Raw genomic sequence first — 15,542 nt, 5'->3', positions numbered from 1 at the left:
GAGGAACGATGACTGTTCAGCTATTTGTACCAAGTTTCCGTATTGAAGAGTGTCTGTCGGAGATCCGCGAGTGCCTCGAAAAAGGCTGGACGGGACTGGGCTTCAAGACAACGGAATTTGAGACCGCGTGGAAGGATTATACCGGGATTCCGCACGCTCACTTTCTGAATTCCAATACCGTCGGACTTCACCTAGCTTTCCAGATTTTTAAGTCGAAACATGGATGGACCAACGAAGACGAAGTCATAACGACGCCGTTGACATTCGTTTCGACGAACCATGCCATTCTCTACGCTGGCCTCAAGCCGGTGTTCGCGGATGTTGACGAGCATCTTTGCCTCGACCCTGAAAGCGTCACCAAGCTTATCACCGACAGAACAAAAGCCCTCATTTTCGTCGGCATGGGCGGGAATGTCGGCAGATATCAGAAGATCTTGGAAATATGCCGTGCGAACGGCATCAAAGTTGTGCTCGATGCGGCCCACATGGCGGGAACGCGCGTTGACGGCAAGCACATCGGCGGTGAAGCTGACGTATCAGTGTTCAGCTTTCAGGCTGTCAAAAATCTCCCCACAGCCGATTCCGGAATGATTTGCTTCAAGGATGCGGAAGACGACGAGCGGGTCCGCAAGCTCACTTGGTTGGGCATCAATAAGGACACCTATGCCCGCACTGCTGCCCAGGGGGCTTACAAATGGATGTATGACGTCGAGGAGGTCGGTTATAAATTCCATGGTAACTCGATCATGGCAGCGATGGCCATTGTCCAGTTGAAGTATCTCGATATCGACAATTCCTTCCGGCGCCAGCTGGCCGTCTGGTATCGGCAGCATTTTGATGGGCACAACAGGGTAAGCGTCGTGCCGACCGCCAAGGGATGTGAATCTGCACAGCATCTCTTGCAGATACGCGTGAAGAATCGCGACATGCTGATGCTGGCGTTGAACGAGCATGGCGTCTATCCTGGCGTCCACTATCGCGACAACACTGATTACCAGATGTACGCTTTCGCCGCGGGCACATGCCCAAATGCGGCAGCCGCAAGCCAGGAAATCATCTCCCTGCCTCTGCACCTGCGGATGCGCAAGGCGGATGTGGATCTGGTTTCCGAACTGGTCCTCCAATACGCACAATGAAGCAGCACGTCACTCCTTTTGGAGATGGAACCGTCGTCTTGAGACTCGTGGAGGAGCGAGATCTTGAGACTATCCTTGCTTGGCGCAATCGCGACGAGGCGCGCGTCTGGTTCAAGAGTTCCGACAAGATCGCCTTCGAAGCGCATCTCTCCTGGTACAAACGCTACCTTCAAAAGGAAGATGATTTTTTCTTCCTGATAGAAGCTAATGGCCGACCAGTAGGCCAGTGCGGCATCTATGACATCGATCACTATGCTGGAAGCGCTGAGATTGGGCGGTTTCTTGTTGCTCCGGATATGGGGGGGAGGGGTTACATAAAGCGCTCGTGCGCTGAACTCGTGCGGTTCGGAATCGATGTACTAAAATTGCCCAATTTATTCCTGGAGGTCATGGAGCGGAATCGCAAAGCAATCGAACTCTACACACGATGCGGCTTTGCAGAAGAGAGTCGTTCGAACGGCCTCATCCGGATGAACTTTAACCAAGAGCCCGCCAGATGACTCCAAGAGAGCAACTTTATACCGATGCGCTTACATCGCTGAAGCTTTGGCGAGTTTGGACCTTCCTAGGTGTTCAAGACATCAAGGCACGATTCCGACGCTCGTTTATTGGACCTTTGTGGATCCTGCTTAATTTGGCGTTTTTCGTCGGCGGCGCTGGTCTTGTCTATGGCGTCATGCTTGGTCAGCCTATGGCTGATTTTTTGCCCTTCTTGAATACCGGTTTTGTTATATGGGGATTGATACTTTCTTCATTTACTGAAGCCGGGTCGGCATTCATCGTCTCTGAGGGTTACATCAAACAGTTTTCATATCCAAAACAGATATATCTTCTGCGCGCTCTTGTAAGTTACAGCATAATTATGATAATTGGATTTTCGGCAATTGTCCTAATGCAATTGTTTTTTGGGCGAATGCACATTGTGGGCTGGCTAATCGCCGTTCCGGGGCTTGGGCTCTTGTTGGTCGCTGCTCTTGGTCATATTGTGATTTCCGCATATCTCGGCACTAGATTTAGGGATTTTCCTTTCGCACTGGCGGGAATATTACAAGTTTTGTTCTTTGTAACCCCAATCATGTTTCCTGTACAAGTACTTCAGGCGAAGCACCTAGATTTTGTCTACAGGTATAACCCACTTTATTATCTGATTGATGTTGTTAGACACCCAATTCTTGAAGGAGGATTCCCTCCGTTGGAAAACTATTTTTTTACGGTGATCTATGTTTTCGCGGTGTGGGCAGTTGCCGCAGCGATCGCCCGTAGTCTCGATAATCGGCTTGTTTTCCTGCTATGACCGAATTCGCAATCAAACTCGAGGACGTGGGAATTCGTTTTCAGGGCGAGCGCAGTAGCGACGGTTTGAAAGACTGGTTGGCTGGCCGCTTAACGGGGAGAAAGCCGCATCAGTCCACATATAGCGTGGACGCGCTTCGTGGGGTCAACCTCAGTATCGGGAGCGGCGAAAGAGTTGGCCTTATAGGCCTCAACGGCGCGGGTAAAAGCACGCTGCTGAAGGTTATGGCAAAGATTTATCCACCAACGTCCGGAAAGGTGGTTGTTCGGGGTCATGTTTGCCCGATGTTCGAATTCGCGACCGGTTTCGAGATGAATCAATCCGGTTGGGATAATATTCGCATCCGCGGTCTTCTGCTTGGTATGTCTCCCGCCGAGATCGAGGAGAAGTTGCCCGAAATCGGGGCATTCACGGAGCTCGGAGAATTTCTGGATTATCCGGTTCGCACTTATTCAGCCGGCATGTTTATCCGCCTAGCTTTTGCCGTGTCGACCAGCATTAATCCTGAGATCTTGCTGATCGATGAGGTGATGGGTGCCGGGGATATCAGATTTGCGGACAAGGCCAAGCGGCGGATGTATGAGTTTATGGAGCAAGGCAAGGTTCTGGTCTTCGCAAGCCATGCAACGAATCTTCTGGAGTCTTTTTGCCGGCGAACGATTTGGCTCGATGCGGGCGGAGTTCGTATGGACGGAGAGACGTCTAAGGTACTCGAAATCTACTCGCGTACAAACTTACCAAATCCATGATGGCTGAATTACGATGAAAGTCAGAGACTTAGTGAAAGATACGATCTGGATTCCAGGATCCGGATATTCGGACGACCACAAGCCGGCCATTTCTGTGCTGCTGCCTACATACCGCCGAGGCGCTAGCGGCCTATTTCGTAAGGCGGTCCAGTCCGTGTTGGGTCAGACGCTGGAAGACATCGAGCTCATTATCGTTGACGATGCAAGCACTGACGGAACTGCCGATCAGATCGCAGAATTGATGCGTGGCGATGGACGCGTAAGCTGCCTCAGGCATCCACGCAACATCGGCCTTCCAGCTATATCTGAATTTGAGGCCTTTACTAAGGCTCGCGCCGACTTTATCGCATTCGCATTCGACGATGATATCTTCTACCCCGATGCGCTCGAAAAGTTGCTAGAGCATAGTCTCGCCAACCCTGGTCGAGTTTGCTACGGCTATGTTACAATGTTAGCTAGAGAATATGGTTCATCTACAATTCAATCTGTAAGGCTAGGTCAACCGCTATCTGCATACAATTTGCAAACCCGAAATTTAATCTCTAACTCTGCCGTACTTTTGCCAAGGCGCGTTATAGACGTTATTGGGCTGTATGATCCTAACGTAGTTATGACTCGGATATGCGATTGGGATTTGTGGCGCAGGGTCGGCGAAAAGTATCTGCTACATTACGTTGATGTAAACGTTGGTGAGATAACTGGACCTTCGACTGAAGATTCGTTAGGAAAAACTTATGTTATGACGTCGGGCGCAAGCGAGGAGTGGATGCGTGCTGACCGTAGAAATCTTACTCCTCAGGTTTTTCTCGATATCGATGTCTTTTCGTCGCGGCCAGGAATTTCTGCGCGTACGACTGCTACAATTGCGGACTTGGCCACCTCTCACATTTCAAAGCGGCAGTGGCTGAATGATATGCCGCTCGGTGAAAAGTCCGCCCAGAAGAAAGAAATTATCGTCTTAACATCTGCGCATAACGCTTCGACGTCGTTGTATTTCGACTACCTTCCGAGAGCGATGCAAGGTCAAGTCCGAGTTATTCTCTCGCAGGGTAATCTCCAAATTTCTGAATTACCTTCAGCTTCTTGTGTCGTGATCGTACGACACCTCGACATTCACATGGAGTGGATAAACGCCGCTCATCAACTCGGTATACCGTTGTATTATTTCCTTGATGACAATTTTACTGAGCTGTCATCAGTAGAATCTTACGTAACGTCCGAAGATTTTTCTAAGCAGCAACTAAGGATAAAACTAAAAAGGTTCTCTGGGGTCCTGCTGAGCAGCCCTGAATTGTTGGAATATTTTGACGCCAATCTTATACATCCGAATTTGTATTTGTTCCCTGTCAGCTACGCAAAGACTCCCCCAGAATTTACAGAATCAACCAAAGTACGCGACTTCGAGTTGAAAGTTGCTTCCATTGGAGGAAAGCATCGGCAACGCGGTCTGCGGGAAAATGTTCTTCCTGCTCTGCGTCAACTGGCGAGCAAGGCATGTAGAATTCACTTTATTGTGGGTGGCTTCGATGCCGAGGACGCAGAACTCTGGGATCTTGCCTCCGAAAACCGAAATCTGAAGATAACTTTTTTGCCGTTCGATATAGATTGGAATCGAGCGCTGCTCCAGCTTGCGGAGTACCGCCCAGATATCCTCATCCACGCGCCCAGCAGGACCATCAATAACAAATATAAAACTCTCAATGTGGCGCTCTGCGCCTACCTGCTCGACGCTTTGCTAATGGTGCCGAACGATCCACCCTATGATATCCCGGCGTTTGACGGCGCCTCGGCAAGAGTGGAGCCGGCGCAAGAGCCCAGAGCCTGGCTTCTGGCACTAAAGAGGCTTATCGCCAATCGCGAATCCTGGGAAAGTTGCAAACGGGTCAACGCCGCTTTCTGCCGAACACATTTCTCTGGCGAGCAAAATTTGAGGACACTGCACAAGATTGTTGAGGCCACGCCAGCCGTCAGCCCAACGACTATCGAATCTCGATTGAAAGAAATGCTTCTTTCTAAGGCAAGCGCGAACCGCGCCTCGGATATTAACTCGCTCAAAACGAGCCTGCTTGAGCTTTCAGGACTGAGGACAAAAATTCGACGTTATAGGCGCTTCAAGCCGCGTCTCACCCGAGAAGACCTCTGGCCTCATGTCTCGCCCGTCTTTGAGGACATTCGCCAATATGTTCAGAAAAATAGGATTCGCACCCCGAACAGCTATTTAGAATTGTCAGATGGTATTCAGGATAAGGTTTTCGTTGAATACCCAATTCCGCTTAGGAGCGGAATGCTCAGGAGCATTTCTTGCGCTTTCTCATCTGAGGGCGTTCATGAAGGGCTTGTCGGGATCGAATTGGTTACGCCTGACGGGGACATCGCCATTCAATCGACACATGCTCTCGACGCAATGGATCTCCAGTTTCCGGTCACCTTCGACCTGAAAGGAACTGTAGTCCATCAGGATGGCACATGGCGTCTTCGTCTGTTCGCTCGTTCCGGTTGGCCGATCTATGCCCTCGAATTTGCGACCTATTCTCATCTGGGCTGGAACCGCTTAGCCATCGCTCCGTTTGCAAAGGTCGAATACGTAGAACAGATTCAAATCGCAAAAGTTACCAGGGACGCGGTCGTCGGAGGTGGTTTGGCATAGCCATTGCAAGCCTGTCGAGCCGTTGTAGCCATGCCTAACGTCGCCAACATACTGGTCGTAATCGAGGCGGAAATCGCCACAACGCATCTAATCGAGCAGATTATGAGGGCATGCCACGAACATGGTGTTCGCCATAAAACTCAGTTTCTCGACCGTTTGCAAGCATCTGAGATTACACCCGACGTCATTCCGATGTTTGTCCGATGCGCAGATCCGCTGGCTCTCTGGTGGGCGCAGATATTGGTCGATGCAAAGCGGCCCTATGCATATTACATCGATGACAACTTCTGGCGTATTGCCGGAAATACTTCTCTCGCCGCATATTATCGACATCCCGTTGTAAGGAAGTCGCTAGAGTTTGCGGTCTCTAACGCACAAGCAGTGATTGCCAATTCCATCGAACTGGCAAAGTTCGTTTCGAGTTTCAATGATCGTGTCACCGTTCTGCCAACGTTTTTTGATTTCGCTGCGATTGATGGTGTGCAACCGTCCCCTACGGATGAAATCCGGATTGGTTTTGCGGGCAGCCCGTCACGTATCGACGATTTGGACTTGATATCAGGGGTTATCAAACCGACTCTAGAGAGATTCCCCAAGGCCGTATTCGAGTTCGCTGGCGTCCTTCCAAGGGATGTCACGATTGGGGAGCGCATCCGCTTTTTTCCGCACACCGGCGACTATGATGCCTATATTAAATTTCAGGTCGCCAGGAATTGGGCAGTCGGGTTAGCGCCACTGGTGGACCACGAAGCCAACCGCGGAAAAACGGATAATAAGTACCGTGAATACGGTGCCTGCCATATAGCCGGCATCTACTCGAACATTACACCCTACAGCGACGTTGTGAAACATTCGGCCACCGGGTTGCTGGTCGATAACACCCAGGCATCCTGGTTGCAGGCGCTATTCATTCTTCTTGAGCACACCAATCGGCGCGAGACCTTGGCGAAATGCGCATTTGAGGACGTCAAAGCACGCTATGACGTCTTGCACGTTTCCCACACCTGGGCGAGCTTTTTCAAGCAATTGGCGGGGCACCGTGCAAATCACCCTAAGCCGCTTGACCAAGGCGGCTTCAATACGAAGAGGTTCTGGAGGTGGCTCGATCGGCTAAAGCTCCATCTCTCAATCACTTATGAGGAGGGCGGACTCCCTTTGATCACTCGGCGCATTATAAAAAGATTCAAAATTCTCGGGTGAGATGCGCTTTATGGGAATGAATATGGACCAGATTCACAGTGTAACGATGTAGGCTGTGCCTCCGATCGGGAGGGGTTCCACATCGATACTCCTAAAATCCTTGGGCGGGACACCATAGATTGCTCTTTTGACATAGGCGTCGGAGTATCGCCGGTGCAAAAATTTGACGCCATCGATTATTTCGCAACTTTCAGCGATGTCGGCGCTATCGCTCGGCCATACGGTAAAGATGCATGTCTCTTTTGCGACGCGGATCAACTCGCGGACGACCGGTTCGATCTGCGGGATGTGGCCGAGAACTTCGAAGCACAAAACAGTATCGAATTCTCTGTCTCTAAAAACGAGTTCATAACCATCGCCGTAAAGAAATTGCCCCTGAGGGAAATTTTCCCTGGCGATTTCAAGCATCTTTATCGAGGAATCAACACCAGTATACCTGATATTGACGGGTAAGTTTGTTACGAGCTTTTCGTAAACGAGGCCTGTTCCGGAGCCGACTTCCAATACAGACGTTTGAGCGCGGGTGACATAGCGGGACACAACGTCCACTAATCTCTCGCGATGGGCAAGTTCAGCCTCGGAACCCTGCCAAATTGCTTCAATCTCGCTGGCAACGCCTCCGACGTCCCAATTTTCCCAATCTCGACTCATCAATCAACTCCTTCAATTAACAATTATACAGCTGACGAAGCCAATGGGGCAGCTGTAGTGGACGATCTAGGAATTATGGTGGCGCAGGCACATTAGGGTTGATTTTCGGACAGCGCCGCAAGGTGCGAGGCTCACACAACGTATCGGCCGTTTGGCGCACAGCATCTCAACAGCGCTTCAAAAAACCTCTAGCCCTCCCTCTCTCCGCGCTAACGCGATAACCGGGCGACGGGTTGGGGTTTTGCAATCTGAAGTGTCGGTGGACGATATTTTGTCCTGGGCCTGCCTGATGGCATCTTCGCGCCTACTCAATTAGCTTGAGGATGGTGATGGCAGTGACTCAGGACGGTCTGAACGGCTTTGATGAAGAATTCCTGGCGAAGTGGGAGCCAACATCGAACCGGGAAAAGTGCTTGGCGCGCGGCGTTCTCTATAGGGAACAAAAGGGCCTTGAAATAGGCGCTCTTAATTTCCCTACTCTGCCAGTCGGTGATGTCTCCTACGTCGACTATGCGTCGACTGAAGAACTGAAAAAACGGCATCGCGACCATCCTAAACGGGTACAAAGGATGGTGGATGTGACGTATGTGTGGCCCGGCTCCGGCTCTCTGGCTGCAATCGTCGGTGACACCGATGTCTTCGATTTTGCAATCGCATGTCATGTCATCGAGCATGTGCCCAATGTCCTTGGATGGTTTAGAGGCATCGGCGAAGTGTTAAAGCCAGGAGGCGTGTTCAATCTCGCCATCCCGGATCGTAGATACACTTTCGACATCAGATGCCCATTAAGCACAATGGGTGAGTTGGTGGAGGCCGATCTTCTTGGATATGTTCGTCCGAGCATCAGGCAGATGTTCGATCATACGTACTATGCCAAAGCCATCGAACCAGGAGCTATCTGGAATACCGATGTCGATGTCGACGCGACCCCTGCATTTTCCGGATCGCCAGCTCCATTCTTGGCTTTGCAACAAGCATATGAAATTAGGGACAATGCATCTTACATCGATAGTCACTGCTGGATATTTACGCCGTCTTCGTTTCTCGACCTGATTGACGGCGCTTGCAGGTTGGGCCTCTTTACCCTGGTTCCGGATTTTCTCGAGCCGACGTCCCCTGGCCAATTCGAGTTCTATTTTTCCGCGAAGAAGGCACCAGTTGAGATGCCAGAAGAAGCACTGAGGTCGCTGCAAGCCGAGAAGATCTCGTCGATCCGCAACAGCTTGCGCAAGCGAGACAAGGAACTGCGCCTGCTTATTTCGTAAGCTGCATCGCCAAGCATGGCTCTTTGATTTTACGCAATTCCGGACGGAAAACCGCTCACACTTTTCCTGGAATTGCTCTAGGAAAGACGCGGATTTCGAGTTGTTTTTGCTGTTGACAGCCGGGGGCGGCCGGGCTCATTCCAATGAGCGTCGGCAGTCTTCCAACAGCAAAGCAGACTGATGAAATTCGGCTCAAGCGGCGTTCGGGGTTTGGCTTCCGAATTGGTTGGAAGGCCAAGCGGACTTTATACCGAGGGTTTCGCCCGGCGCTTGCGGTCGACCGGATTTCAGCAAGGCAAGGTCTTCGTCGGGCGCGATTTGCGCGACAGCAGCCCAACGATTGCCGAAGACTGCATGGCGGCATTGGCCGCGGCCGGCTTCCAGCCGGTCGATTGCGGTCCCATCCCCACGCCCGCGCTCGCCTTTTATGCCCGCCTGCACGGCGCCGCGGCGCTTATGGTGACCGGGTCGCATATTCCCGCCGACCGCAACGGCATCAAGTTCTATGGGCCGAAGGGCGAGATCGACAAGGCGGACGAGGCCGCGATCACCGCTCATGTCGCGGAACTGTCGGATCGATATCCCTGGCCTCCGGCCCATGCGGACCGGCAAGCCGGCCACGAACAGGCGCTCGCGGCCTTTCGAGATCGTGTCGACGGCATTCTGCCCCCTCGCGCCCTTTCCGGAATGAAGCTCGGCGTCTACCAGCACAGCACGGTTGCGGCGGAGCTGCTGGTCGAGGTCCTGCGGTCCTACGGCGCCGAGGTGATCCCCGTCGGGAAAACGGAAACCTTCGTGCCCGTCGATACGGAGGCCGTCGGCCAGGAAACGATGGCGAAGGTGAACGACTGGGTGCGCGAATTCGAATTCGACGCCGTGCTCTCGGCCGACGCCGATGCCGATCGCCCGCTTGTCATCGACGACAGTGGCGAGCTGTTCCGCGGCGACTTGATCGGGCTGGCCACGGCGCTGTTCCTTAAGGCCGATATTGTGGTGACGCCGATCACCTCCAACTCAGGCATCTCCGAGGCTTTCGGATTCGGCGTCAGGAGAACGAAAGTCGGATCCCCTTTCGTCATAGAGGGAATGGACGCCGCGCGGCAGGCAGGCGGCATTATCGTCGGCTTCGAAGCCAATGGCGGGGTTCTTCTGGGGTCGGACTGCGTGGTGAACGGCAAGGTCTTGTCGGCGCTGCCGACGCGGGATTCATTTTTGCCGATCCTGGCGGTGCTGGGCACGATGGCATCGTCCGGAAAATCGCTGTCCGGCCTGCGCGAAACCTGGAGGCTTCCGGTCTGCGCCAGCGAACGGCTCGAGAACTTCCCTGTCGAGAAATCGCGCGGCTTGATGCGAAAGCTCGCCGACCGCGACGCCTTGCAGCACTTCCTTGCCCCCTTCGGCAGCGTCTTGGACGTCGATGAGACCGACGGTCTCAGGGCACAGATGACCAGCGGCGAGATCATCCATCTGCGGCCTTCCGGCAACGCTCCCGAATTTCGGTGCTATGCCGAGGCCGCCAGCCATGACAGGGCGAGCGAGATTGTGGCAATGGCGCTGGAACGAGCGCGCGACACCACACTGGCAGATGAATCAGAAGCCGTATAACGAAGATGGAGCCAGCGATCGCCGCGGGCTTGGGGCGCGGCCCGCTCTACAATAACGGGGACTCGTGCCCCACGTCTCGCTCGAGCCCTGAGAGCATCGATGACAAGAACGGCGTTGATAACCGGCATTACCGGGCAGGATGGCGCCTATCTGGCCCAGCTCCTGCTTTCGAAGGGTTACCGAGTCCACGGACTGGCGCGGCGGTCGAGCACAGCCGACGTCAACACCACGCGCCTGAAATGGCTGGGGATCGAAAACGACGTGCGGATCGTGGACGGCAACCTGACGGACCTGTCGGGTCTTAGTCGAACCATGCGCGACGTAAGACCGGACGAGGTCTACAACCTTGCCGCACAGTCTTTCGTCAAATCCTCATGGCAGCAGCCGATTCTGACCGGAAATGTCACCGGTATCGGCGTCACCAATGTTCTGGAGGCGCTGCGTCTCGAGATCCCCGAGGCGCGTTTCTACCAGGCGTCGTCGTCGGAGATGTACGGCCTTATCCAGGAGCCGGTGCAGTCGGAGACCACGCCTTTCCATCCCCGCTCTCCCTACGCGGTGGCGAAGGTCTACGGTCACTGGATCACCGTCAATTATCGCGAGAGCTTCGGCCTGCACGCTTCGAGCGGCATCCTGTTCAATCACGAATCGCCGCTTCGCGGCATCGAATTCGTGACACGCAAAGTCACCGACGCCGTCGCGCGCATCAAGAAGGGGCTGGCAAGGGAACTGCGCCTGGGCAACATCGACGCCAAGCGCGATTGGGGCCACTCCAGGGACTATGTCCGCGCCATGTGGCTGATGCTGCAGCAGGATCAGCCCGACGACTATGTGGTCGCCACCGGCAGGACGACGACGGTGCGCGATATGTGCAGGATCGCGTTCGAGCATGTAGGGCTGGAGATGGATGACCATCTTTTCATCGATCCCGACCTGTTCAGGCCGGCGGAAGTCGAAATCCTTCGCGGCAATCCGGCCAAGGCAAAGGCGAAGCTCGGATGGGAAGCGACGATCTCCCTGGAGGATATGATCCGCGAAATGGTGGACGCCGATCTGGCGCGCCACTCGGCTGCCAGGAATTGAAAGGAAGCTCTTGCATCTACAGGTCGATGACTTGACGCACCGTCTTCTGCCACGCATCCGCGTGCGGACAATTCGTCGTGGTCCGTGAGGCCGGCATGCGCGTTTTGATAACCGGCGCCAACGGTTTCGTCGGGCCCTATGTGGGCGACGCGCTGCGCAGGATTTGCGGCCGCGAAATTGCCATTGTCGCGACCTCCAAGGATGGTGGTCCGCATCCCGCCTTCGGCCAGGTGGAAGAACTGGACGTGACCGATCCGGCCGCCGTCCATGATGCCATTGCCCGTCACCGGCCCACCCATGTCATTCACATGGCGGCGGTCGCCGCCCTGGGTGCTGCCCAGGCCGATCCCCGCAACACATGGCGCATTCATGTGGGCGGCGCGCTCAACGTGGCCCGTGCCGTCCTCGACAAGGCTCCGGACTGCTGGCTGGTTCATGTCGGATCGGGCTTGGTCTATGGCGAAAGCGCCAAGACCGGACGCCCGCTCGACGAAGGCACGCTGCTTGCTCCGATCGACGACTACGCCGTGAGCAAGGCCGCGGCCGACCTCGCGCTCGGCGCGCTTTCGCGCCAGGGGTTGAAGTGTGTCCGAATGCGCCCCTTCAACCATACGGGCCCGGGCCAGACCGAGGCATTTGCCGTGCCGGCCTTCGCCATGCAGATCGCCCGGATCGAAGCGGGCCTGGCTCCGCCGGTGATCCGCGTCGGCAATCTCGATGCGAGGCGCGATTTCCTGGATGCACGCGACATCGCCAACGCCTATGCGCGCGCGGTTCTGAAGAGCCGCGATCTTGCGCCGAACGCCATTTTCAACCTTGCGTCCGGCCTCTCCTGGCGGATGGGAGACATCCTCGATCGGCTGCTGGCCCGCAGCAGCGTCAAGATCGTCACGGAGCAGGATCCGCTGCGGCTGCGGCCGAGCGATCTGCCATGCATCGTCGGCGATGCGACCCGCGCCCGGACCCTGCTCGGCTGGGCGCCCGAGCATCCCTTCGACGATACGCTTGCGGCCGTCCTGGAGGATTGCCGCGCACGCGTGGCCCAGGCGGAGGCAAGGACACATCGCCTGCTTCCCTGAAGCCGGAGCTGAGCCGCTCCCGCGCCAGCACTGCTCGAAGCAGCCGCGCGACGCGTGCGGCTTACGATCCACCGCCGGGCGATCGGCGACGAACTGGCCGGAAATGGCGCCCCGCCTCGCTGCCGATTTTAGTTGATCTCCCGGCATTGAGCTTTGCGCCGCCTCGTCCTATAAGGCCGCGCGCAGCGCGGCATGCCCGCCTGCTGGGGCGTCGCCAAGTGGTAAGGCATCGGTTTTTGGTACCGACATTCCCAGGTTCGAATCCTGGCGCCCCAGCCAACCTCCACATCAACGCCAAGCTCGACGGACGATCGGCCAACGCGTTTGAAGCATCGTGATTTGACCGGGAAGCCGGTCGGACATCAGGTGCCTTGAATGGCGATTGCGGTGGTGAGCAGGATCAGGCTCAGCATCGCCAGTGCCGCGCGGATAACGTGCGACAGTTCCCAGCGGTTGCGCAACGCCGTCCACTCCTGCGCTGGTGGGAGCGGAGCTCCGTCGCTGCCTTCAGTCGCGAAGAAGCGCTTTGCCGGCGCGTTCAATTCCACGTCCTGCAGCCAGTGCTTGTTGACCGGCTGGGTCATGAACCAGAAGACAAACTGCATGGCGAGGAGCGCGATCAAGGCGCCGGCGATCAGCCAGACATGGAGCGCACCGCTCGACGTCAGCATCAGCGCAAAAGTCGCGAGGATCCCACCGATCTCCGCGATGCCGCCTCCAATCGTGAAACCCGGGTAGTAGATGCGTTGGACAACGAAATACTCTTGCCTACCGAGTAGCAACTTGCCGGGCAGCTCCAGCGCGTGGGCGAGCGCCATAGCCATCGCCCCGGCCACAAGGACGACGGTCAGGACCTCCAGAAAGACATACATCGGATCGGCATCTCACTCCAGCTCGAGCGCTTGTGCGGAAGCAACCTCGTCAAGACGGAACGTGATCCTGCCGACCGAGTTCCCATCGGCGTACGCTCCAATTCCGCTGGGCAGCGCGCTGTATGGGCCGTGAGCTGGGCGAAACACCGCGATCGTTTCGACACCTAAACCTTTTCCGCCGACAGGCGTTGTTCGTTCCAGACGGACCGACAAACACCGTTCGGAGAGGTTTCAACCGATGTATTTCATGGCATTGGCCACCGATTATGACGGCACGCTGGCGCATGATGGCCTGGTCGCGGCCAGCACGATCTTGGCACTGGAGAAGCTGAAGAAGTCCGGGCGCAAGCTGATCCTGGTCACCGGGCGGGAACTGCCCGATCTCAAGGAGGTGTTTCCCGAACTTTCCCTGTTCGACAAGGTGGTCGCCGAAAACGGCGCGCTGGTCTACACGCCGGCCAGCGAGGAAGAGCGCACGATCGCCCCCTCGCCTTCCGTGGATCTTGTCGACAGGCTCAAAAAGCGCGGCGTGAAGCCGCTGTCCGTCGGCCGCTCGATCGTCGCCACCTGGGAACCGCACCAGGCCACCGTGCTCGACGTCATCAAGCTGCTTGGGCTGGAGCTGGAGATCATCTTCAACAAGGGCGCGGTGATGATCCTGCCTTCCGGCATCAACAAGGCGACCGGGCTGGCGGCGGCGCTAGACGACCTGAAGCTGTCGCCGCACAATGTCGTGGCCGTCGGCGACGCCGAAAACGACCACGCCTTCCTCAGGGCTTCGGGCTGCAGCGTCGCGGTGGCCAACGCGCTGCCCGCCGTCAAGGAGACTGCCGACCTCGTCACCAGGGAGGCGCGCGGCACGGGCGTCGAGGAACTGATCCGCAAGCTGATCAAGCACGATCATCTGGTGGCTAAGAAACGCTTGCGCGGCGTGCTGCTCGGGACCTCGCGCGGGAAAGAGATCTATTTGTCGCCGATGGAAACGGTGCTGATCGCCGGCAGCTCGGGCATCGGCAAATCGACCTTGGCCATAGCGCTCACCGAGCGGCTGGTCGAAAAGGGTCTGCAATTCTGCATTTTCGACCCCGAGGGCGACTATGACGAACTGAAAGGCGCGGTGCCGCTCGGCAACGGCTCAACCGCGCCGAACAAGGAACAGTTGCTGGAATTGATCGAGAAACCGCAGACCAATATCGTGGTCAACGGCCTGGCACTGAAGGTCGATGAGAGGCCCGATTTCTTCGCCGAATTGCTGCCCGGCCTCGGCAATGTCCGCTATCGCACGGCAAGACCGCACTGGCTGATCATCGACGAGGCGCATCATTTGATGCCCAAGCGACGCGGGGATACGCGATCCGTGCTTTCGATCGAGCTGCCCGGCACGGTGCTGATCACTGTCCATCCGGAAGCAATCTCGACCGATGCGCTCGGCCTGGTGACGGCGGTGATTGCGCTTGGGCCCAAGGCGAAGGGCGTGATCAAGACCTTCTGCAAGGAAACGGGGCTCCAGGCTCCAAAGAGCATTCCGTTGCCCAAGGGCGACCGGGTGCTGTTCTGGCGGCCGCACGACGGCAAGAAGCCGTTCACGGTAAAGGCAATCGAGCCCGACCAGTCGCTGAAGCGCCACAGCCGCAAATATGCAGAAGGCGAACTCGACGAGGCGGGCAGCTTCTACTTCACCGGCCCGAGGAAGGCGATGAACCTCAGGGCCCACAATCTCATCATCTTCGCGCAGATGGCGGAAGGCATCGACGACAAGACGTGGGAATACCATCTGCGCGCCGGCGACTATTCCAAGTGGTTCCGCCAGCAGATCAGGGACGAGGACCTCGCCCGAGAAACGGCTGAAGCGGAGAAGAACAAGACATTGTCGGCCGACGAGAGCCGCAAGCTGGTGATCGACGCCGTGCGCCGCCGCTATACGGCGCCAGCCTCCGCTGCGGAGAAGTAGATCGGTTCGC

The 15,542-nt window shown here is 56.0% G+C and carries 13 protein-coding genes and 1 tRNA gene; 12 read left to right on the top strand and 2 right to left on the bottom strand.

The window, feature by feature from the left end; translation table 11 throughout:
* Positions 1-8 precede the first annotated feature (8 nt).
* Genes FJ980_RS03550 through FJ980_RS03525 form a run of 6 tightly spaced genes read left to right on the top strand, consistent with a single transcriptional unit; the run spans position 9 to position 7,026 of the window.
* On the top strand, positions 9-1,136 hold the full coding sequence (locus FJ980_RS03550; protein WP_140541567.1) for a DegT/DnrJ/EryC1/StrS family aminotransferase: 1,128 nt from the start codon (positions 9-11) through the stop codon (positions 1,134-1,136).
* Positions 1,133-1,636 carry a GNAT family N-acetyltransferase gene (locus FJ980_RS03545; RefSeq protein ID WP_181181089.1) on the top strand — a complete coding sequence of 168 codons (504 nt, stop codon included), beginning with the start codon at positions 1,133-1,135 and terminating at the stop codon, positions 1,634-1,636. The genes FJ980_RS03550 and FJ980_RS03545 overlap by 4 nt, the downstream gene beginning before the upstream one ends.
* Positions 1,633-2,430, top strand: coding sequence for an ABC transporter permease (locus tag FJ980_RS03540; protein WP_140541566.1), 798 nt, complete (start codon positions 1,633-1,635; stop codon positions 2,428-2,430). Before FJ980_RS03545 ends, FJ980_RS03540 begins: the two co-directional genes overlap by 4 nt.
* Positions 2,427-3,179, top strand: coding sequence for an ABC transporter ATP-binding protein (locus FJ980_RS03535; RefSeq protein ID WP_140541565.1), 753 nt, complete (start codon positions 2,427-2,429; stop codon positions 3,177-3,179). Before FJ980_RS03540 ends, FJ980_RS03535 begins: the two co-directional genes overlap by 4 nt.
* A 13-nt stretch (positions 3,180-3,192) precedes the next feature.
* Positions 3,193-5,826, top strand: a complete 2,634-nt coding sequence (locus FJ980_RS03530) for a glycosyltransferase family 2 protein (protein ID WP_140541564.1) — start codon at positions 3,193-3,195, stop codon at positions 5,824-5,826.
* 30 nt (positions 5,827-5,856) lie between these two features.
* The gene (locus tag FJ980_RS03525) at positions 5,857-7,026 is read left to right on the top strand and encodes a glycosyltransferase (protein WP_140541563.1); all 1,170 of its coding nucleotides are present in this window, start codon (positions 5,857-5,859) and stop codon (positions 7,024-7,026) included.
* A gap of 33 nt (positions 7,027-7,059) precedes the next feature.
* Here FJ980_RS03525 and FJ980_RS03520 read toward each other — a convergent pair whose 3' ends face one another.
* Complete coding sequence (locus tag FJ980_RS03520; RefSeq protein ID WP_140541562.1) at positions 7,060-7,677, bottom strand: class I SAM-dependent methyltransferase; 618 nt, start codon at positions 7,675-7,677, stop codon at positions 7,060-7,062.
* Between the two features lie 329 nt (positions 7,678-8,006).
* On the opposite strand from FJ980_RS03520, the gene FJ980_RS03515 reads away from it, so the two are divergent.
* The 5 genes from FJ980_RS03515 (at position 8,007) to FJ980_RS03495 (ending at position 12,988) form a co-directional block, all read left to right on the top strand.
* The gene (locus FJ980_RS03515; RefSeq protein WP_181181088.1) at positions 8,007-8,942 is read left to right on the top strand and encodes a class I SAM-dependent methyltransferase; all 936 of its coding nucleotides are present in this window, start codon (positions 8,007-8,009) and stop codon (positions 8,940-8,942) included.
* Between the two features lie 180 nt (positions 8,943-9,122).
* A complete protein-coding gene (locus FJ980_RS03510; RefSeq protein WP_140541560.1) occupies positions 9,123-10,547 on the top strand; it encodes a phosphomannomutase in 1,425 nt (474 codons plus the stop codon).
* A gap of 99 nt (positions 10,548-10,646) precedes the next feature.
* Positions 10,647-11,630 (top strand): GDP-mannose 4,6-dehydratase, encoded by a 984-nt coding sequence (gene gmd, locus FJ980_RS03505; protein WP_140541559.1) that lies wholly within the window; start codon positions 10,647-10,649, stop codon positions 11,628-11,630.
* A gap of 95 nt (positions 11,631-11,725) precedes the next feature.
* A complete protein-coding gene (locus FJ980_RS03500) occupies positions 11,726-12,709 on the top strand; it encodes an NAD-dependent epimerase/dehydratase family protein (protein WP_140541558.1) in 984 nt (327 codons plus the stop codon).
* Positions 12,710-12,913: 204 nt separating this feature from the next.
* A tRNA-Gln gene (locus FJ980_RS03495) sits at positions 12,914-12,988 on the top strand.
* Positions 12,989-13,071: 83 nt separating this feature from the next.
* Here FJ980_RS03495 and FJ980_RS03490 read toward each other — a convergent pair.
* Positions 13,072-13,581: an anthrone oxygenase family protein gene (locus FJ980_RS03490; RefSeq protein WP_140541557.1), complete on the bottom strand. Its 510-nt coding sequence runs from the start codon at positions 13,579-13,581 to the stop codon at positions 13,072-13,074.
* A 238-nt stretch (positions 13,582-13,819) separates the two neighbouring features.
* Here FJ980_RS03490 and FJ980_RS03485 point away from each other — a divergent pair, with 238 nt between their 5' ends.
* Complete coding sequence (locus tag FJ980_RS03485) at positions 13,820-15,532, top strand: HAD family hydrolase (protein ID WP_140541556.1); 1,713 nt, start codon at positions 13,820-13,822, stop codon at positions 15,530-15,532.
* Positions 15,533-15,542: the final 10 nt, after the last annotated feature.

It is taken from the genome of Mesorhizobium sp. B1-1-5 (genome assembly GCF_006443065.1).
Lineage (GTDB): Bacteria > Pseudomonadota > Alphaproteobacteria > Rhizobiales > Rhizobiaceae > Mesorhizobium.
The sequence above is the reverse complement of the archived record's forward strand: the minus strand, read 5'-3'. Positions and strand labels throughout refer to the sequence as shown.

What these genes read in the sequence shown, in the direction of transcription:
- FJ980_RS03490 (WP_140541557.1), bottom strand. Translation starts at nt 13,581, where the DNA reads ATGTATGTCTTTCTGGAGGTCCTGACCGTCGTCCTTGTGGCCGGGGCG.
- gmd (WP_140541559.1), top strand. Translation starts at nt 10,647, where the DNA reads ATGACAAGAACGGCGTTGATAACCGGCATTACCGGGCAGGATGGCGCC.
- FJ980_RS03520 (WP_140541562.1), bottom strand. Translation starts at nt 7,677, where the DNA reads ATGAGTCGAGATTGGGAAAATTGGGACGTCGGAGGCGTTGCCAGCGAG.
- FJ980_RS03525 (WP_140541563.1), top strand. Translation starts at nt 5,857, where the DNA reads ATGCCTAACGTCGCCAACATACTGGTCGTAATCGAGGCGGAAATCGCC.
- FJ980_RS03510 (WP_140541560.1), top strand. Translation starts at nt 9,123, where the DNA reads ATGAAATTCGGCTCAAGCGGCGTTCGGGGTTTGGCTTCCGAATTGGTT.
- FJ980_RS03540 (WP_140541566.1), top strand. Translation starts at nt 1,633, where the DNA reads ATGACTCCAAGAGAGCAACTTTATACCGATGCGCTTACATCGCTGAAG.
- FJ980_RS03550 (WP_140541567.1), top strand. Translation starts at nt 9, where the DNA reads ATGACTGTTCAGCTATTTGTACCAAGTTTCCGTATTGAAGAGTGTCTG.
- FJ980_RS03535 (WP_140541565.1), top strand. Translation starts at nt 2,427, where the DNA reads ATGACCGAATTCGCAATCAAACTCGAGGACGTGGGAATTCGTTTTCAG.
- FJ980_RS03515 (WP_181181088.1), top strand. Translation starts at nt 8,007, where the DNA reads ATGGCAGTGACTCAGGACGGTCTGAACGGCTTTGATGAAGAATTCCTG.
- FJ980_RS03485 (WP_140541556.1), top strand. Translation starts at nt 13,820, where the DNA reads ATGTATTTCATGGCATTGGCCACCGATTATGACGGCACGCTGGCGCAT.
- FJ980_RS03500 (WP_140541558.1), top strand. Translation starts at nt 11,726, where the DNA reads ATGCGCGTTTTGATAACCGGCGCCAACGGTTTCGTCGGGCCCTATGTG.
- FJ980_RS03530 (WP_140541564.1), top strand. Translation starts at nt 3,193, where the DNA reads ATGAAAGTCAGAGACTTAGTGAAAGATACGATCTGGATTCCAGGATCC.
- FJ980_RS03545 (WP_181181089.1), top strand. Translation starts at nt 1,133, where the DNA reads ATGAAGCAGCACGTCACTCCTTTTGGAGATGGAACCGTCGTCTTGAGA.